The sequence below is a fragment of the Streptomyces sp. cg40 genome, from assembly GCF_050320165.1.
GTDB lineage: Bacteria > Actinomycetota > Actinomycetes > Streptomycetales > Streptomycetaceae > Streptomyces > Streptomyces hokutonensis.
Genome location: NZ_CP190128.1, coordinates 164,378 through 182,854 on the forward strand (window position 1 = coordinate 164,378; position 18,477 = coordinate 182,854).

The following is an 18,477-nucleotide window of genomic DNA, read 5'->3' on the forward strand; positions in this document are numbered from 1 at the left end:
CGGTGTGCGGCAACGACGGTGCCGTACCCAGGCGTTGAGGGGACTCCGGCACGTTACGGGGTGACGGCCGGCGCGAGGTGGCTCAGGTGCCGCACTGGCGGGTCACGCCGCCGGTCGCGTCGCCCTTGAGGTAGATGCCGCTGACGTAACCGACTCCGCCCGCGTTCAGGGGCAGTTCGATCCACTTGTCGCTGGTGTAGCCCTCGTCGGTGACGACCTGGCCGGTCTTCCAGCAGTTCGCCGGGTAGCTCTGGTTCGGGTACACCGTGCTGACCACGCCGCAGGAGGTGGAGGCGCAGGAGCGGACGTTGGCCTGCATCCACGCCGTGACGCTCGTCTGCCCGCCGGTGTCGCCGGACGGCTGGAAGGTGACGTCCACCCAGTCGTTGTCGGTCATGCCCAGGCCGTCCCAGAAGGTGCCGTCGGCGACGTCGATGCCGGCCGGGTTGGCGACCCGGCGTCCGAACTCGTCGAGGCCGCCGTTGTAGCCGGACTGGTAGGCCGCCTGCGCCTCGGGCGTGCCCTGCGGCAGATCACCCCACATCTGCCGCTGCGCGGACGGGTTCCAGTAGTCGTCCTGGGTGTTCCAGGGCCCGACGTCCCACACCGGCGCCGTCTCGCAGCGTCCCGTGCGCTGGTAGCACAGCCGTACCTGGTACTCGTGGCCGCCGTTGGAGGCGAGCATGCGCCGGGACGGCAACGCGACGAAGTGATCGCGCTGCTGGATGACATGGCCGTTGGCGGTGGTCTGCCCGGCGAGGCCCTCGCGGGTGGCGAAGATCCGGTACGTCGGGGAGACCGTGGTCAGTGCGCGGGGTGCCCGGGGAGCGGGCTGGGCGAGGTCGGCGTGGACGGAGACGGCCGAGACCGCGGGGGCGGCGGTGCGGGTGCCGAGCAGGGTCAGCCGCACCTGGACGACGGAGACGGCCTGCGCCAGCCGTAGCCGACCGGCGCTGTCGGGGGCGGTCCACTGCGTCCACCGTCCGGGGTGGTCGCTGCCCCGCACCTCGGTCACCACCTGCGTTCCGGCCGGTACTTGGGCCCGTGGGCGGAGCGTGAACGCGTCGGCCTGCCGTCCGAGGCTGCGGGCCGGAGCGGTGTACACGGCGAACGCCCTCCCCGGAGCGGACGCGGTGCGAGCACGGCGATCGCCGATGGTCAGCGCTCCGTTGTCGCGGTGACCGGTGTTGTGCTGGTCGGCCGACGCGGCGGCTAGATCGACGCGCCAGTCGGTCATCGGCCGCGCGGCGGGTCGTTCGTGTCCGGGGCCGTCGGCGGCAGCGGCGGCGACCGGTGGCAGCCCGCCCAGAACCAGCAGGGCGCACAGGCCCCGTATCAGTCGTCTGGTGGTGGATCGCATGACGCATCTCTCCAACTGGTCGAGAAAACAGTGCGGTTGGCGATCCACAGCCCTATCCGCCCGCGCACCGCCGCGTCATTCCGGAACGTTCCGGATGCCGCCGGCCGAGGGGGCGCGGATAACTTCCGTGCCGTCCACCAGAAGTCACCGGAGAGGAAGCCCCGTGCGTCTGTTCCCGTACGCCGGACTCGTCACGGCCGCCGCCGTCCTGCTGCCGCTGACGGCGGCCCTGCCCGCCGCCGCGGCACCGGCCGCCCCGGCCGCGTTCGCCGCCTCGTGCCCGACCGCCGGGGTCGTCACCCAGGGGTACGGCGACAGCCACGACGGCGTCGACATCGCCAACGCCCAGGGCACGCCGATCTACGCCGTGGGCTCCGGCGAGGTCATCAACTCGGGCCCCGCCAGCGGCTACGGGCAGTGGATCCGCATCCTGCACGACGACGGCACGGTGACCGAGTACGGGCACATGTACCAGCGGGACGTCGTCGTCGGCCAGCATGTCCAGGCCGGTCAGCGCATCGCCCTGATGGGCAGCGAGGGCGAGGCGACGGGGCCGCACCTGCATCTGCGGGTCAGGATCGGCACGTCCACCACGGTGCGCGGGATCGACCCGGTGCCGTATCTGCGCGACCGCGGGGTGAACCTGCCCTGCACGCCGGGCGGTGGTGGCGGGCAGGGCACCACCGTGACCGCCTGGGCGCAGGCCAACGTCCGTTCCTGCGCGGCCACTTCGTGCGCGGCCGTCAGCACGGTGTACCCCAACGAGAGCTACCCGGCGAACTGCTGGAAGACCGGCCAGCTCGTCACGGCCGAGGGCTACAGCAACGACAAGTGGATCGAACTGCCCCTGAACGCGGGCGGTGTCGGCTACGTCAGCGCGATCTACCTCAAAGGCGACGACAAGGGCAACGTCGGCCGCCAGTGCGCCTGACCGGTCCCCGGCCCGACCGCCCGCACCAGACTCCCCGCCGCACTCGGCTGCGGGGCACCACCACCCCACCGAAGGGAACACCCATGTCCGTCTCCGTCCTGACCCGCGTCGCGGCGCTCGGCGTCTCCGCCGCCGCCATCGCGCTGCTGCCCGCCGCGACGGCCTCGGCAGCCGACGCCGTGAACACGTTCAGGAACCAGGCGACCAACCGCTGCATCGACGACACCAACGCCGGCTTCCGCACCTGGGACTGCAACGGCTCCACCCCGCAGAACTGGATCGTCCACAAGTGGGCCGACGGCACCGTGCAGTTGAAGAACGCCTTCACCAACCGCTGCATGTACGACAGCGACCAGGGTTTCAAGACCGCGTCCTGCGACTCCAGCACCAACCAGAGCTGGCTCGTGCACAAGTGGGGCGACAACACCATCGAGCTCAAGAACCAGGCGACCAACCGCTGTATCGACGACAGCAGCGCCGGTTTCCGCACCTGGTCGTGCAACTCCGGCCAGAACCAGAGCTGGTTCTGACACCTGCCGCCCCTACCCGAACCTCGCCCGGCCCCGGTGCCACCGTCGTCCATCGGTGGCACCGCGGTCAGGGTGCGGTACGCCGCCGTTCGTGGGCCTCGGCCAGCAGCAGATAGCTGCTGGCCGTCCAGGTGTAGGCCCGGTCGCGCAGGCCGGTGCCGGTCAGGGCGTCGAAGTTCTCCGCGAAGCCGTGGGTCTCGCACAGGCCGCGGAAGCGGGCGCTGATCGTGTCGGCCAGCCGCTGGTGGCCGCTCCGCCGCAGGCCGTCCTCGACGAGGACGGTCGCGGGTGCCCAGATCGGGCCGCGCCAGTAGCCGTCGGGGCGGTAGTGCGGCGACGTCGGCAGTTCGGTGGCCAGCCCGTACGGGGTCAGGTGGTTCTCGATGCGGGAGGCCAGGCTCTTGGCCACGTGCTCGGGCAGGTGCTCGCCCAGGGCGATCGGCATCAGGTCGAGGAGGCTGGAGCTGGTCCAGGTGTCACCGCCGCCGGCGCTCCGGGCGGTGAACCGCTCCCCCGTCCACAGCTCGTCGAGCATGGCCTCCTGGGTCGCCTCCGCCAGGCGGGTCCACCGGCGGGCTTCGTCAAGCAGGTCCAACTCCGTTGCCAGTGAGGCGAGTTCGTGCAGCTGGAGGGTGAGGAACGCGGCGAGGTCGGCGCTGACGACCAGGCGTGCCGGGTCGAAGGTGGTGGCGTTGTCCCATCCGCTGTCGTTGCCGTGCTGGTAGTGGGGCAGGGCGGCGCCCGGTGCCCGCCGGGCGGTGAGCCAGTAGTCGGTCCAGCGGCTCAACCTCCTGTAGGCGGCGGTGAGTTCGGTACGGCTCAGGGGTTCCGGCAGCCGTCCGCGCAGTCGGGCCAGGGCCCAGCCGTGGATGGGCGGCTTGACGAAGTTCCGTAGGACCTCGGAGTGGGTGACCGAGTCGGGCAGGGCGCCGTCGGCGTCCTGATGGTCGAACGGGAGCGAGTACTGGTCCCAGGCCGGCGCGGGCAGGCCGGGTGCCAGGGCGAGGGCGTTGAAGCAGTGGTCCCAGCTCCAGACCTTGTCCATCCAGTGCTTGGACATCAGCACCGCGGGGCGCGTCACCAGTCCCGCGGCTTCGACGGTCGCGGACCACAGGACGTAGGCGGCGAGTTCCGCGGCCGGGGTGTCGGACGAGCGCCATGGTGCGACGGCATCGGCGAAGGCGGCGAAGTCCCGTTCCGCCGCACCCACGACCTCGTCGAAGGTCGCCGAGGAAGCGTACGGCCGGCCCGCGCTGTCGAGTTCCTGGATCACCGCCTCCCACATGCCGTCGCCCTGCGCGGTGATGGTGAGCCCGCGTTCGGCCTCGCCCAGGGCCTGGTCGCCGAGGACCTGGTCCACCGCACCGGCCAGCACGGTCACCCGGTAGCGGTGTCCGGTCTCGTACGAGGTGAAGACGTGCGCTCCGTCGACCGGATCGCGGTAGAGGTACGTGCCGGTGAAGGGTGTCAGCGTCCGTGCCGCCGCGGCGATGCGCAGGCGCAGGCCCGTCCCGCGCAGGCGGACGGTGTCCGGTGCCTCGTAGGCGAGGTCGATGCGCCCGCTGTCGTGGATCCAGCTGAGCCGGCTCGGTGTCGCCGTGATGCGTGCTGCCACGCGGTCGGTCGGCGTGGACCCGGCGGCGACGAGGCGCAGGACGGCGTGCATGCCGTTGCGATGGGAGACGAGGTGGAGGTCTTCGGCGTACGTCTTCTCCGCCAGGACCGGGGAGATACCGAACCAGGATCCATGGGTGCTGAACGGGATGTCGTGGAGGGAGAAGGCCGGTCCGGTCCGGGCGACGGTCATGAAAGGACTACTCGTTTCTTCGGCGAGGGGTGTCGGAGGTGGGCCGGAAGGGTCAGTCCTTCACGGCTCCGGCGGTGACGCCCGCGGCGACGTAGCGCTGGGCGAGGACGAGGATCACCGTGGCGGGCAGGGAGGCCACGACGGCGGTGGCCATGATGGCGTTCCACTGCTGGTTGTTGTTGCCGATGTAGTGGTAGATGCCGAGGGTGATCGGCTCGTGCGCACCGCCATTGGCGAGCGTGCTCGCGAAGACGAAGTCGGACCAGGACCACAGGAAGGCGAACAGCGACACCGTGACGATCGCGTTGCGGCTCATGGGCAGGACGATCGACCAGAAGGTGCGCACGGGGCCGGCGCCGTCCGTCCGCGCGGCCTGGAGGAGTTCGCCGGGGATGCCGGACATGAACGCGGTCAAGATCAGCACGGCGAAGGGGACGGCGAGCGTGGAGTCGGCGACGATCAGGCCGGGCACGGACTGGAGCAGACCCAGGCTCAGGTAGATGGCGTAGAAGCCCATCGCCATGATGATGCCGGGGATCATCTGGGCGACCAGGAAGAGGAAGCCGAGGATTCCGCCGCCGCGCGGGCGGAGTTTGGCCAGGGCGTAGCCGGCGGGTGCGGCCAGTGCCACGGTCAGTGCGACGGTGCCCAGACCGATGACGAGGCTGGTGCCGAGGTAGGGCAACTGGTCGTCCAGGACGGCCCGGTAGCCCTGGAGGGTGCCGTGTACGGGGAAGAGGTGCGGCGGGCTCTTGCGCATGTCCTGGTCGCGGGTGAAGGACACGTTGAGCATCCAGTAGACCGGGAAGAGCATGACGGCGGTGAGGGCGAGGCCTGTTGCCGTCTTCCAGCCCGAACGGCCGCGCGGGCGGGGCGGGTTCATGCTTGTGCCTGCTTTCGCTGGACCCTCAGATAGACCAGGCCGAAGACCAGGGCCGCGACGACGAGCAGGTTGCCGACGGCCGCGCCGGGGCCGAAGGCGGGCAGCAGGTTGCCGAAGCCGAGCCGGTAGGACCAGGTCGCGAAGGTGGTGGAGGCGTCGGCCGGGCCGCCCTTGGTCATGATCCAGATGATGTCGAAGACCTTGAGTGTGTAGACCAGGCCGAGCAGGAGGGTGATGGCGGAGACCGGGCGCAGCAGCGGGAAGGTGATGTGCCAGAAGCGTTGCCAGGCGTTCGCGCCGTCGAGGGCGGCCGCCTCGTAGAGGCTGCCGGGGATGGACTGGAGGCCGCTGTGGAGGACGACGAGGTTGAACGGGACGCCGATCCAGATGTTCGCGATGATCACCGAGGTGAGTGACCACGACGGTGAGGTCAGCCAGTTCACCGGTCCGATGCCGACGGCGTGCAGGGCCGCGTTGACGATTCCGGAGTCGCTGTTGAGCATCCACGACCAGGTCGAGGCCGACACGATGAGCGGCAGCAGCCAGGGGACGAGGAACAGGGCGCGCAGGGTCGCGGAGAGCCGGAAGTGCTGGTTGAAGAAGACCGCGAGGGCCAGGCCGATGGCGTACTGGAAGAACAGGCACACGGTGGCGAAGACCACGGTGTGGGTGAGCGCCGGGCCGAAGGTCGGATCGTCCAGGACGGTGCGGTAGTTGGCGAGGCCGGTGAAGGGCGCGTCGCCCTGGACGAAGGAGCGGACGGTGTAGTCGCGCAGGCTCAGGTCGAGGTTGCGGTAGAGCGGATAGGCGTAGAAGAGGCCGAGGTAGAGGGTGACCGGGGTGACAAAGGCCCAGGCGGCCCACTGCTGCGAGCGGGGACGGCGGCGGGGTGCGGTGCGGTCCGGGGAGGGGACGGGGGCTGTCTCCTCCCGGTCGAGTACGCCTCCGCGGTTCGGCGGGTGTGTCGTGCGGTTCATCAACGACCCTTGTTATCCGGTTACTTGACGGCGTTCTGAGCCGCGGTGAGGGCGTCCTTCGGGGACTTGGAACCGCTGAGGGCCGTCTGGACCGCCTTCCACAACTGCTCGGAGATCTTGGGGTACTTGGTGCCGAGGTCGTCACTGGTGCGCCCCTTGGCCGCCTTGACGGCCTCGACCCACGGCTTCAACTCGGCGTCGGACGCCACCTGTTTGGCCTGCACCGCGCCGGTGGGGGCGACGTAGGAGAGCGTGGTGTCGGTGGCGTAGAGGTTGTCGGTGCTGGTCAGGCAGGAGACCACCTTGCGTGTGGTGGTGTAGCGGCCGGTGTCGCCCTGGACGGGGACGGTGACGAACTCGCCGCCGGTGGGGGCCGCCGCGTTGCCGCCCGAGGCGCCGGGGATCGGGAGCACGCCGTAGTCGAGCTTGGCCTTCTTGGCGTTGGCGAGCTGCCAGGTGCCGTTCTCGGCGAACGCGTAGTCGCCGGTGGCGAACTCCTGCCAGCTGGTGGTCTGGGTGTTGTTGAGCACCGAGTTGGGCGCGTAGCCCTTCTTCAGCCAGTCGTTCCACAGGGACAGCGCCGACTGGCCCTGGGCGGAGTCGAGTCGGGTGAGTTTCGCGCCCGCTCCCCAGAACCAGGGCAGGAACTGGAAGCTGCCCTCCTCGGTGCCGATCGCGGAGAAGGTGATGCCCTTCTTGCCTGCCTTCTTGGTCTTCTCCAGTGCCGCGGTCAGGGACGGCCAGTCCTTGACGGAGGCGATGTCGACGCCCGCGGCCTTGAGGACCTTCTTGTTGTAGTAGAGGGCGAGGGTGTTGGCGCCGACGGGGGTGCCGTAGGTCTTGCCGCCGGACTGGCCGGCCGCGAGGAGGTTGGGGTCGACGGTGGCGGTGTCCACCTTGTTGTCGGCGGTCGTGGTGAGCACGCCGGCCTCGGCGAGGGTCGACACCACGGGGTTGTCGACGACGAGGACGTCCGGGGAGTTGTTCTGCTGGGCGGCCAGGAGCGCCTTGTTGGCGAGGTCGCCGGTGTCGAACGCGGTCCGCTTGATCTTGACGCCGGCCTTCGTGCCGCAGCTGTCGAGCAGCTTCGCCCAGTCCGAGCCCTTGGCGAACTGCGGGTAGGGGTCCCAGATCGTGTAGGTGCCGCTGTCGTCCCCCTTGGCCGACGAACTGCCGCCGGAGGAGCAGGCGGTGGTGGCGGTGGTGAGGGCGGCGAGGGTCAGGGCGGCGGCGGTGAGCCGTCGTCCGGTGGATCCGTTCATGGCGCGTTCCTTCGAGTTTTGGGCAGGGGCATGCCAAATAAGGGCATGCCGAAGCCGCGGGTGAGGAGGCGGCCGGCCGAGTACGGCCGGTGAAGACGCGAAGCGGTGAACGTGGGGGGAGGCCGAGGGGGACGTCAGACGTGCGAGGCCGAGCCCGCGTCCGGGTGGGTGTGGGCGGGGCCGGTGCTCGTGCGCAGGGAGATGGGCGGGGTGAGCAGGTGGTGGCGCGGCGCCGCGCCGGGACGGTCCAGCCGCTCGACGAGGAGTTCGACGGCGAGGCGTCCCAGCTGTTCGGCCGGCACGTCCGCCGCGGTGAGCTGCGGGGTCACCGTCTCCGCCCACCGCCCGGCCACGACCCCGGTGACGGAGAAGTCGCGCGGTACATGACGGCCCGCCACGGCCAGCCCCCGGTAGAGGCCGCCCAGCGCGGCCTCGTTGAGGGTGACCAGCCCCGTGGTGCCCGGCTCGTCGTGCAGGATCCGCTCCAGGCACACCTGGCCGGAGGAGGCGTCGTCGCCGCAGGAGTACGTCCGCGCGGTCAGCCCGCGCTCGGCCGCGGCCTTGGTGAAGCCTTCGAGTCCCCGGTGCGCGGACTCGTAACCGGCCCGCAGCAGCCGCTCGGGCCGGTTCACGAAGGCGATCCTGCGGTGGCCGAGGTCGGCGAGGTGGTGTACGCAGGCCGCCGCGAGCGCGGTGTGGTCCAGGCCGACCCACCACTCGTCGTCGGGCCGGGCGGTGCGCCCGATGTTGACGGCGGGGAAGTTCTCGGCGGCCAGGTGGTCGACCCGGTCGTCCTGGAGCCTGATCTCCATGAGGATCGCGCCGTCCACCCGCCGCTCGGCGAGCAGCCGCTGGAAGGAGCGGTCGCTGTCCACCCCGCTGGGGGAGAGCAGTACGTCGTAGTCCAGGGCCGCGGCGGCCTCCACCACACTGCCGATGAAGTCCAGCTGCATGCCGGTGTAGTGGTTGCCGGCCGGCGGGAAGACCAGGCCGAGGGTGCTGGTCCGGCCGTTGGCCAGGGCGCGGGCGCTCGCGTTCGGGCGGTAGCCCAGTTCGTCGATGACCCGCTGGATCTTCTGCCGGGTCTCGTCGGACACCGAGCGCTTGCCGCTCAGCGCGTAGGAGACGGTGCTCCGCGAGACACCGGCCCGCTTGGCGATCTCACCGATGTTCACGGGACTCCTTCGTCGATCCGGTCGGTGCGCGAACCGACTGTCGAACCGGTTCGCGTGATGGACGGTAGGAGCGGCCCGAAGCAGCTGTCAATGCCCTGGACACATTTTCCGTACGCCGTCGAATTTCGCCGCCCGATCCACGTCACAGGTATTGCTGCCCCGTTTCCGGCGGTGCTAGCTTCCGCCGAACCGGTTCGACAAAGACGTTCGGGACGACGAACGACGGCGCGTCCATGCCCTGTCAGTACTGGCCAGACGCGAGACAGCCGATGTCGAACCGGTTCGCATCTCCCCCAACCAGCCAGGAGAGCCGCTCATGCCCCTGCGTTCACCACGCCCCCTCGCGAGAACCGCCGTCCTGCTGGCGGCCCTCGCGGCGAGCCTGCTGCCCGCCGCCACCTCGCATGCCGCCGACACCTCCGTCACCGTCGACTTCGCCACCGCCGGCGGCGCCCCCACGTACCACGCCTCAGGGATGATCTACGGGATGACCCCGGACGGCTCGCTGCCGCAGGACCACTTCTTCACCGACATCAAGTGGCACTTCATGCGGGCCGGCGGCGCCCAGCTCAACAGCGGCGGCTACGCCACCAGCCTCGCCGACTACCAGACCCGCTGGGCCTCGACGCTCGCCCAGTACAAGCGCACCGCCGCCCTCGGCGGCACCTTCGTCCTCCTCCCCCACGACCTGTGGGGCGCCGACGGCACCACCAGCCAGGGCTGGCCCGGCGACAACGGCGACTGGACCCAGTTCGACGCCTTCGTCACCCAGCTCATCGGCGACGTCAAGGCCAACAACATGACCGTCCAGTGGGACCTGTGGAACGAGCCCGACGGCAGCGGCTTCTGGGGCGCCTCGCAGACGCAGTACCTGGCGATGTGGTCCCGCTTCTACGCCAAGGTGCGCGCCGCGTTCCCCGCCCAGCTCATCGTCGGCCCCAGCATCGCCGGCCAGCCCAGCTCCTCCAACAGCTGGTGGACCACCTTCCTGACGTACGTCAAGGCGAACAACGTGGCCCCGGACATCTGGAGCTGGCACGACGAACCCGGCGACCCGGTCACGGACGTCGGCCGCGCCAACTCCACGCTCTCCGCTGCCGGGTTGACCAACACCAGGCCGTACCAGATCAACGAGTACGCCACCCTGTCCATGCAGTCCCCGGGCGGCGGCGCCTGGTTCATCGGCCGCCTGGAGCGCGCCGGCGCGGACGGGCTGCGCGGCAACTGGGCCTCGGGCACCGGCCTGCACGACGACGAGGCCAACCTCCTCACCAAGAACAGCGCCGGCCAGTACCTGCCGCTCGGCGAGTGGTTCATGTACCGCTACTACGGCTCCCAGAGCGGCAACATCGTCAACCTGATCCCCGGCACCGGCACCGACGGCCTGGCGACGAAGGACAACTCCGCCGGGAACGCGAAGGTGTTGCTCGGCAGCAGCGGCAACACGGGCACGGTCACCGTCAACCTGACGGGGCTCAACACCACGTCGGTCGTGGAGAGCGGCAAGGTCCGCGCCGTCGTCCAGCGCATCCCCTACAACAGCGGGGCCGCGGTGACCGGTCCGGAGACGGTCTCCGACACCACGCTCACGGTCAGCGGCAACGCGGCCTCGGTGAGCCTGCCCTGGACGAACGCCAAGGACGGCTACACCGTCACGCTGCTGCCGCCCTCCAACACCACCGTCTCCACGGTCGCGGTGAGCGAGAACAGCGGCCAGTGCCTGGACGACACGGGTGTGAGCACCGCCAACGGCACGCAGTACCAGCAGTACTACTGCGAGGGCGGCTACCAGCAGATGCTCGACCTCAAGCCGGTCGCCGGTACGGCCGGCACCTACACGGTCGTCAACGAGCTGAGCGGCAAGTGCCTCGACGTCTCGGGAGCGTCGACGGCCGACGGCGCCGCCGTCATCCAGTACACCTGCAACGGCGCCGCCAACCAGCAGTTCACCCTCAGTCCCGTCACCGCGCTCGGCAACAGCCACGACTACCAGCTCGTCGCCGTCCACAGCGGCAAGTGCGTCGACGTCAGCAATGTGTCGACCACCGCCGGAGCGCAGATCCACCAATGGACCTGCGACGCGGCGAGCGCGCTGAGCACGAAGAAGAACCAGATCTGGCGGCTCCAGGGCAAAGGCTGATCCCGGGCGCGATGCGCTGTGGGCGAGGACCGTCGGCGGCGCGTCGTGCGGCGCTGTCGCGCGGCGGTCCTGGAACCGCGGGTTGGTTCCGGCGGCGTTGAGGTGCTCGCCCAAGGTGCCCTTGCCGGTGGCGAGTTGACGGACGCGCTGCCGGTTCGCCGAGGCGGGCGCGGTGGGGCGGTGGGGGGCGGAACTCAGCGCGAGGCCGGGCTCCGCGCGCTGGGTCCGCTCACGCCGGCTCGTCTCTCGTCCCCCGTCCCGGTCGGGCCGATCGAAGAGCGCGACAACCGTCCACGAAGACAGTCGCTCCACGCCGGTCGACAAAATCGCTTCCGCCGGCGAGGGCGCCCGCCCTATCGTCTGGACCCGTGATCAACGACGGCGTTCCGCTGCCCCCGACCGTCTACCCGCTCGCCAAGGGGCGTGTATGGGCGATGCTGGCCGGTGCCCTGCTCTTCGTCGCTGCGGGCATGGGATTCCTGGTCGCCCACAGCTCCGTGAAGATGACTGTGGCAGGGGCGCTGGCCGTGCCCTTCTTCGGGCTCTGCGCGGTGATCATCGGTCAGCGCCTGCTGCGGAACCGACCGGAGTTGGTACTGGACGACGCGGGAATCGACCACGAGCGGCTGGGCCGCGTCGGCTGGGACGAGATAGCCGCCGTGCAGATACGCGAGCAGCGGGTACGCAACGCCTCGCAGCGGTTCATCGAGCTGGTGCTGCACGATCCGGATGCCTATCTGGCCCGAGCACCCAAACTCGTCCGCCGCACCGCGTCCATGAACGCGCGGCTCGGTTTCGGTCCGGCCCTCATGACCACGAACACCTTGCCGGTGCCGCCTGAGACGATCCTGGACGCGATGCGGCGTCATCGCCCCGGGCTGGCGGTACAGCGCTGAGCGCACCGCAGGCACCTTGCATGCGGTGCGGAGGCGAGGACGGCGCCCAAGGACCGGAAGAGGCGCTGACAAGGTAGTACGGCGACAAAAGGCATGGCGGCGGCAAGCAGAACGGCCTGCATGCCGCGATCAGTCCTTCGAATCAGCGGATGGTCGTTCCTTCGGATTGGTCGAACAGCCGAATTCGTCCCGCGTCGGAAGGCCCTCCCAGTCACCCCGGGTGGCGACGGCGAAGGCCGCGGTGGTGACGGCCCGGTACCGACGTGCGGGAACGTCCGCGCCGTGGAGGTGCCCGGACAGATACCCGGCCACGAAGGCGTCGCCCGCTCCGACCAAGTCGACCGCGCCGACCTCTCGCGACGGGCAGTCGGTCGCCCCGCCGGCGGTGAAGGCGGCCGCACCACGTGCGCCGCGCTTGACGACCATCTCGCTCACACGCCCGCAGGTACGGCTGGGACTGGGCGGCCAGGTTCGCGGACCAGGATGTGCGGTTCGGGCGGGGCAGCAACTCACCGGGGGACGCGGTCTTCGGTGGCCGGAAGACGATCGGCGTGGGCACCGCCGGATCCGCGGTCGGTTCCTCTCCCGTGACGTTCGCCATCAGCGCCGGACACCCGTTCATGGGCTGGGGTCAGCGCATGGCGATCCTCAAGCAGGCACACAACTCGACGGCCGCCAAGCTCTTCCTCAACTGGCAGCTGTCGACGGAGATGCAGAACGGATCCTTCAACGGCTGGTCCGTCCGCACGGACATCACTCCCCCGGCGGGCCTGAAACCGCTGTGGGAGTATCCCGACGCCCACGTGGACGGCTTCCCCCGCTTCATGTCGGACCGCGCCGAGGTCGAACGCTGGAAGCAGACCTTCGCCCTCTACTTCGGTGAGGTCAAGGGCGATCCGACACCCGGCCGGCTCGGCCTGCACCCCGGGGCGTAGCAGCCGGGTTCGCGGTCGCGTCGGCCCCTTCCGGACATGATCGGTACGGTGGTACCGGGACGACGAGAGGGGCGGCGCGGCCGTGGGCGAGCAGACGGAGATCACGACGGCCAAGGAGGCCGCGGACCACGAACTCATCCTGGCCTTCGGCCGACTGCAGGGCGCGGCCAACCGGCTGGAGTACATCCTCGGCCGGGCGCTGGAGGTGGAGTGCGGCGTGAGCCACCTGATGTTCGAGGTGCTGCTGATCCTCGGCCGGGCGGGCGAGCCCGGACTCCCCATGCGGGCCATCGCCCAGGAGCAGGTCCTGACCACGGGCGGCGCCACCCGGCTCGTGGACCGCATGGAGACGGCGGGATTCGTGACGCGCGCGGACTCCCCCGACGACCGGCGCGGAAAGCTGGTGCGGCTCACGCCGCTGGGCGAGGAAACGGTCGTACGCGCGTCCCACGTCCACCTGGAGAACATCAAGCGGTACCTCGTGGATCCCCTGCCCCCGGCGGACCGGAAGCGGTTCGCCGAGGACCTCCGGATTCTCAGCCACACGGCCCGGGATCTGCTGCCCCGCCTGCCCTGACCTGCGCATTTCCGGAACCGTTGGTGTAGTGGCGTGGGCGTCCGGACGCCTGTGCCCCACCTCACACCCACCTTGAAATATCTGACGAGTCAGTTACTGTTCTGTCAGATGAATCGCTCGCAACCGGCGAGCGCCACTCTCTGCCGAGGTCCTCGATGAAGCTCGTCTACGTCTTCGACGCCTACTGCGGCTGGTCGCACGGGTTCTCCGGAACACTGAGCGAGATCGCCTCCCGCCACCCCGAGCTGCCGGTCGAGGTCGTCTCCGGCGGCCTGTTCACCGGGTCACGCCGGGTACCGATCCGCGAGTTCGGCTACGTCCAAGGTGCGAACGCCAAGATCGCCGAACTGACCGGCGCCGAGTTCGGCGAGGCCTACGAGCGGCTGATCGCCGACGGCTCCTTCGTGATGGACTCCGAGGCCGCCGCCCGTGGCGTCGCCGCCCTGCGCCAGGCCGCACCGGCCCGCGCGGCGGAGCTGGCCATCGCCCTCCAGCACGCCTTCTACGTCGACGGCCGCAGCCTCTCCGACCCCGGGACGTACCGGAAGCTCGCCGAGGAGGCAGGGCTGGACGCCGACGCCGTGGTCGGCGCCTTCGAGGGATCCGAGGTACGCGTGGCGGCGGGCGCCGACTTCCACCGCGCCGCCTCTCTGGGCGTCACCGGCTTCCCCACCCTCCTGGCCGTCGACGGCACCTCCGTCACCACGCTGGCCCACGGCCACGGCATCGCCGACGAGATCGACCGGCTGCTCGCGGCCCTCCCCACCCACTGAACCCTCCCCGTCCCCACCCCCTCCCCGCAAGGAGCCGACGATGAGCACCCTCACCTTCAAGGTCCTCGACCTGGACTTCCCGGCCGGCAGCAGGAACAAGACCGCCACCCTCGTCACCGGCGAGAACGACGCGCTGCTGGTCGACGCAGCCTTCACCCGCGCCGACGGCCACCGCCTCGCCGCCGAGATCCTCGACTCCGGCAAGAACCTCACCACCGTCTTCGTCAGCCACGCCGACCCCGACTTCTACTTCGGCGCCGAAGTGATCGCCGACGCCTTCCCGGAAGCGGTGTTCGTCGCCACCCCGATCGTCATCGAGCACATCCGGCACTCCTACGAGGGCAAGTTGAAGGCGTGGGCCGCGCTCGGCCCGAACCTGCCCACCCGCCTGGTGGGCCTGACCCCGCTGACCGGTGATCTCACCCTGGAGGGCCACCGCTTCGAGCTGAAGGGCGGCCCGGACGCGCTGCCCGACCGCCACTACCTGTGGCAGGCCGAGCACCACGCCCTCCTCGGCGGCGTCCTGCTCTTCCAGCAGGAGCATGTCTGGGTCGCCGACACCCCGACCCCCGGCGACCGCGCCGCATGGATCGGCCTGCTCGACGAAATGACCGCCCTTCAGCCGGAGTTGGTCGTCCCCGGCCACCGCCTGCCCGGCACCGCCGCCGACGCCTCCGCCATCACCGCCACCCGCGACTACCTCCTCGCCTTCGAGGAGGAACTCGGCAAGGCGCCCGACGGTGCCGCGCTGGCGGAGGCGCTGGTCGGGCGTTACCCCGACAACGGCATGCTGATCGCCGCCCAGATCGGCGCCAAGGTCGCCAAGGGTGAGATGAAGTGGGGCTGACCATGGCCGAGTTCGCGACCTCCACCGCCCCCGCGGACGTCGTGCGCCGCCAGTACCTCGCCTCGGCGGCAGGTGACCTGGAGGCACTTCGGGCCACGCTCGCTCCGGACGTGGAGTGGACGGAGATGGCCGGCTTCCCGCTCGCCGGCACCTACCGCACCCCCGGCGGCGTCACGGCCAACGTCATGGAGAAACTCGGCCAGGACTGGGACGGCTGGACCGCCCACGACGACACCTACGTCGTCGACGGCGAGAACGTCGTCGTCCTCGCCCGCTACACCGCGACCAACAAGGCCACCGGCAAGGCGATCGACGTCCGCGTCGCCCACCATTTCGTGGTGCGCGGTGGGCTCATCGTCCGCTTCGAGCAGTTCGTCGACACGGCTCTCGTCCGCGAGGCCATGACTCAGCCTGTTCAGGGTGGCCACTGATCGAGTAGCGGCGCCGGTGTCCGCACCTCGAACGCGCGTGAATCACATCAAATCAGCGGTCCAGTCGCGACGGCACCGTCCCCGTCGGACGGGCTCCCGGCTGTCAAGCGCGGGCCAGCGCTGCGCGGAGCTTGTTCCGTGAGGTGACGTCGAGTTTGGTGAACACCTTGTGCAAGTGCCATTCGACCGTGCGAGGGCTGATGAACAACTCGGCGCCGATCTCCGAGTTCGACTTGCCGTCGGCGGCCAGCCGGGCGATCTGCGCCTCCTGCGCGGTCAGGACATCACGTACGTCGACCGCGCGTTGCCTCACCGACTCGCCGGTGGCCAGGAGTTCGCGACGGGCCCGCTCGGCGAAGGCTGTTGCTCCGAAGCCGCTCAACATGTCGTAGGCGATGCGCAGTTGCTCGCGTGCGTCGCTGCGCCGGTTCTCACGGCGCAGCCACTCGCCGTACACCAGGTGGGTACGGGCGAGGTGGACGGCGACCCGGCAGCGTCGGAGGTGCTCGATGGCCTCGCGGTAGAGCAGGTCGGCCTCCTCGCCGTCGCGGAGCAGCGCTCTCGAACGGGCCAGAACGCCAAGGGCCCAGTCCGTGCCGGCCGCGCAGGCTTGTTCCTCAAGCCTACGCAGGGCTGCCGCAGCCGCCTCGGGAGCGTCACTGCGAGCGCCCGCCTCGACCAGTTCGAAGAGGGTGAACCCGAAACCCGCAAGTTCCTCGTACTCCCATGCCTGTTCAGCCCTGGCCAGGGCGTCCTGATAGCGGCCCAGGCCGTTGTACAGCACCGCGATCACGTAGTGGGCCTGCCCGATCGCCCGTCCTTCGCCCCAGGCCATCGCGTCCCGGACCCGTTCGTCGATCCTCTCCGCCACCCGGGCGTCGTCGCCGCGCCAGACCTGGAGGAACGCTCCGGCGTATCCGAGAGGCGAGTTGCCGGTCACCTCCGTCATGGTGTCGGACTCGTCGATCAACGCCGAGGCGAGATCGAATTCCCCTGCGTGCACATGCTGGACGGCGCGGGAGTTGAGGGCCAGGGGAAGGAAGTTCAGCGCGCCGGTCTCGCGAGCCGTCCGGACCGCGCACGTGGCCAGTTCCTGACATGTCTCGTCGTCCCACAGGTCATTGGCGACCAGCCAGGTCAGCCAGAGCCAGCGCATGACGTCGTCGTCGCCGCGTTCGGCGGCTTGCCGGAATGCCCGCAGCGCGCGTTTCAACGGCGGCGCACCCTGGACGTAGTCCTCGGTGTACCGCGTCGCCAGACCGTCGAGGAGGCGGTCCGTCAGCCTCGGGGGCTCCGGCGCGCGTGGTGCGGCGCGGGCGGCCTCGGCCACCTCCCGCAGTCTGGCACTGCCGCTGAGGCGACCGCCGACGACCGCTGCGCCGAGTGCTTCGAGGTAGGCCTCACGGGCTTGTCCGTTGTCGACACCCTCCAACCGGCCGGCGGCGTCGAGCAGCTGCGGCAGCGCTTCTCCGCCGCGTCTGCGCGCGAAGATGATCTGGCCGCGGAGCCGGACCAACCGTGCGTGCTGATCCTCGTCCAACGGGCCCATCTCCGCGGCGGCGAGGAGTTCCAGCGCGGGATCGGGGGCCCCGGCCTCGAAGGTGGCTTGCGCCGCGGCCACCGCTCTCATTCCCCGTACGGCCGGATCGGGTGTCAGCTCTGTCGCGCGTCTCAGGAACGCGGCTTCCGCCGCGATACCGCCGCGGGCCTGGGCTCTGGCTGCAGAGCGCTCCAGTTCGCACGCGAGTGCCTCGTCGGGTTCGACCGCCGCGTGGGCGCGATGCCAGGCCCGGCGGTCCGAGTCGGATTCGGGATCGGTCGCCTCGGCCAGCGCGCGATGCACGTCCCGGCGCACCCCGGGGTCTGCCGCGCGATAGGCCGCCGAGCGGACCAGCGGATGCCGGAACCGTACCTGCGCCCCGAACTCGATCAGCCCGGCTTCCTCGGCCTCCCCCGCGGCGTCCGCCCCGATGTCGAGCTGCTCGGCCACCCGCCGCAGCAGTGGCACGTCCCCCACCGGCTCGGCTGCCGCCGCCAGCAGCAGCCGTTGTGCCGCATCCGGGAGCGAAACGATTCGCCGCAGGAAGCTCTGTTCGATCTGACTCGACAGCGGCTGGGTGTCCGGGCGCCCGAATCCGCCCGCCAGCTCTGTCGTGGTCAATCCCCGCGTGAGTTCCAGCAGAGCCAGTGGGTTGCCGCGGGTCTCGGCGACGATCCGGTCCCGGACGCGTTCGTCCAGCCGGCCGGGGACCACCGAGTCCAGGAGCGCACGCGCGTCGTCGTCGCGCAGCCCGCGGATCACGAGCTCCTTCAGCGTCACCCACGGATCGTTCCCCGGAGTGTGGGGCGACGTGCGCACCGCGAAGACCAGTGCCACGCGCTCCGCGAGCAGTCGGCGCGCGACAAAGGTCAGCGTCTGCGCCGAAACCCTGTCGAGCCACTGGGCATCGTCCACCACGCAGACCAGCGGCTGCTCCTCCGCCACCTCGGCCAGCAGACTGAGCACCGCCAGCCCGACCATGAAACGGTCCGGCGCGCTTCCCGCACGAAGACCGAACGCGATGGCCAAGGCATCACGCTGTGGGTCGGGAAGGCGATCGAGCTGCCCCATGACCGGCATGCACAGCTGGTGCAGCCCGGCGAACGCCAGCTCCATCTCGGACTCGACGCCGGTGGCCCGCAGAACCTGGCAGCCTGTCGCGCTGCCCGCCAGGTACTCCATCAACGCGGACTTGCCGACCCCGGGCTCGCCGCGCAGTACCAGCACCTGACTCCGACCCGCCCTGGCGTCGGCCACCACCTGGTCGAGCGCTCCACACTCGCCGCGCCGGCCGCGCAACACGCTGCGAGGAACGCTGCTCGACATCCACCACCTACCGCGCAGGTAAAGAGAGCCCGATCCTGATCAACTCGGATCGACCCCATCATGCACCCCTGCACACGACACGGACAA

The 18,477-nt window shown here is 70.3% G+C and carries 16 protein-coding genes and 1 pseudogene; 9 read left to right on the forward strand and 8 right to left on the reverse strand.

The genetic code is table 11. The features are described 5' to 3' along the window. Positions 1-82: 82 nt before the first annotated feature. The gene (locus ACQHII_RS00655; protein WP_427917280.1) at positions 83-1,360 is read right to left on the reverse strand and encodes an SH3 domain-containing protein; all 1,278 of its coding nucleotides are present in this window, start codon (positions 1,358-1,360) and stop codon (positions 83-85) included. A gap of 163 nt (positions 1,361-1,523) precedes the next feature. Here ACQHII_RS00655 and ACQHII_RS00660 point away from each other — a divergent pair, with 163 nt between their 5' ends. Together ACQHII_RS00660 and ACQHII_RS00665 are read left to right on the forward strand one after the other, a co-directional pair. Then, positions 1,524-2,291 carry a peptidoglycan DD-metalloendopeptidase family protein gene (locus tag ACQHII_RS00660; protein WP_427917281.1) on the forward strand — a complete coding sequence of 256 codons (768 nt, stop codon included), beginning with the start codon at positions 1,524-1,526 and terminating at the stop codon, positions 2,289-2,291. 83 nt (positions 2,292-2,374) lie between these two features. After that, positions 2,375-2,821, forward strand: a complete 447-nt coding sequence (locus ACQHII_RS00665) for an RICIN domain-containing protein (protein WP_427917282.1) — start codon at positions 2,375-2,377, stop codon at positions 2,819-2,821. 67 nt (positions 2,822-2,888) lie between these two features. On the opposite strand, the gene ACQHII_RS00670 is transcribed toward ACQHII_RS00665, so the two are convergent. The 5 genes from ACQHII_RS00670 to ACQHII_RS00690 form a co-directional block, all read right to left on the reverse strand. Beyond that, on the reverse strand, positions 2,889-4,628 hold the full coding sequence (locus ACQHII_RS00670; protein WP_427917283.1) for an MGH1-like glycoside hydrolase domain-containing protein: 1,740 nt from the start codon (positions 4,626-4,628) through the stop codon (positions 2,889-2,891). Positions 4,629-4,680: 52 nt separating this feature from the next. Beyond that, entirely contained in the window at positions 4,681-5,511 is an 831-nt protein-coding gene (locus ACQHII_RS00675) for a carbohydrate ABC transporter permease (protein ID WP_427917284.1), read from the reverse strand. Next, a complete protein-coding gene (locus tag ACQHII_RS00680) occupies positions 5,508-6,488 on the reverse strand; it encodes a carbohydrate ABC transporter permease (RefSeq protein ID WP_427917285.1) in 981 nt (326 codons plus the stop codon). Before ACQHII_RS00680 ends, ACQHII_RS00675 begins: the two co-directional genes overlap by 4 nt. A 20-nt stretch (positions 6,489-6,508) precedes the next feature. Further along, positions 6,509-7,750 (reverse strand): sugar ABC transporter substrate-binding protein, encoded by a 1,242-nt coding sequence (locus tag ACQHII_RS00685; protein ID WP_427917286.1) that lies wholly within the window; start codon positions 7,748-7,750, stop codon positions 6,509-6,511. A 134-nt stretch (positions 7,751-7,884) separates the two neighbouring features. Continuing rightward, a complete protein-coding gene (locus tag ACQHII_RS00690) occupies positions 7,885-8,925 on the reverse strand; it encodes a LacI family DNA-binding transcriptional regulator (RefSeq protein WP_427917287.1) in 1,041 nt (346 codons plus the stop codon). Between the two features lie 316 nt (positions 8,926-9,241). Here ACQHII_RS00690 and ACQHII_RS00695 point away from each other — a divergent pair, with 316 nt between their 5' ends. Both ACQHII_RS00695 and ACQHII_RS00700 read left to right on the forward strand, forming a co-directional pair. Next, positions 9,242-11,065 (forward strand): RICIN domain-containing protein, encoded by a 1,824-nt coding sequence (locus ACQHII_RS00695; RefSeq protein WP_427917288.1) that lies wholly within the window; start codon positions 9,242-9,244, stop codon positions 11,063-11,065. Between the two features lie 368 nt (positions 11,066-11,433). Beyond that, entirely contained in the window at positions 11,434-11,961 is a 528-nt protein-coding gene (locus tag ACQHII_RS00700) for an STM3941 family protein (protein ID WP_427917289.1), read from the forward strand. Between the two features lie 129 nt (positions 11,962-12,090). On the opposite strand, the gene ACQHII_RS00705 is transcribed toward ACQHII_RS00700, so the two are convergent. Then, positions 12,091-12,387: a PfkB family carbohydrate kinase gene (locus ACQHII_RS00705; protein WP_427925191.1), complete on the reverse strand. Its 297-nt coding sequence runs from the start codon at positions 12,385-12,387 to the stop codon at positions 12,091-12,093. An 8-nt stretch (positions 12,388-12,395) separates the two neighbouring features. Here ACQHII_RS00705 and ACQHII_RS00710 point away from each other — a divergent pair. The 5 genes and pseudogenes from ACQHII_RS00710 to ACQHII_RS00730 form a co-directional block, all read left to right on the forward strand. Further along, positions 12,396-12,896, forward strand: a pseudogene (locus ACQHII_RS00710) (ABC transporter substrate-binding protein); the annotation flags it as partial. Positions 12,897-12,978: 82 nt separating this feature from the next. Continuing rightward, the gene (locus ACQHII_RS00715) at positions 12,979-13,473 is read left to right on the forward strand and encodes a MarR family winged helix-turn-helix transcriptional regulator (RefSeq protein WP_427917290.1); all 495 of its coding nucleotides are present in this window, start codon (positions 12,979-12,981) and stop codon (positions 13,471-13,473) included. 155 nt (positions 13,474-13,628) lie between these two features. Next, complete coding sequence (locus ACQHII_RS00720) at positions 13,629-14,246, forward strand: DsbA family protein (protein ID WP_427917291.1); 618 nt, start codon at positions 13,629-13,631, stop codon at positions 14,244-14,246. Between the two features lie 40 nt (positions 14,247-14,286). After that, positions 14,287-15,093: an MBL fold metallo-hydrolase gene (locus ACQHII_RS00725; RefSeq protein WP_427917292.1), complete on the forward strand. Its 807-nt coding sequence runs from the start codon at positions 14,287-14,289 to the stop codon at positions 15,091-15,093. A gap of 2 nt (positions 15,094-15,095) precedes the next feature. Then, positions 15,096-15,524 carry a nuclear transport factor 2 family protein gene (locus ACQHII_RS00730; RefSeq protein WP_427917293.1) on the forward strand — a complete coding sequence of 143 codons (429 nt, stop codon included), beginning with the start codon at positions 15,096-15,098 and terminating at the stop codon, positions 15,522-15,524. A gap of 103 nt (positions 15,525-15,627) precedes the next feature. Here the strand turns inward: ACQHII_RS00730 and ACQHII_RS00735 are convergent, their stop codons facing one another. Further along, the gene (locus ACQHII_RS00735) at positions 15,628-18,390 is read right to left on the reverse strand and encodes a helix-turn-helix transcriptional regulator (RefSeq protein ID WP_427917294.1); all 2,763 of its coding nucleotides are present in this window, start codon (positions 18,388-18,390) and stop codon (positions 15,628-15,630) included. Positions 18,391-18,477 lie beyond the last annotated feature (87 nt).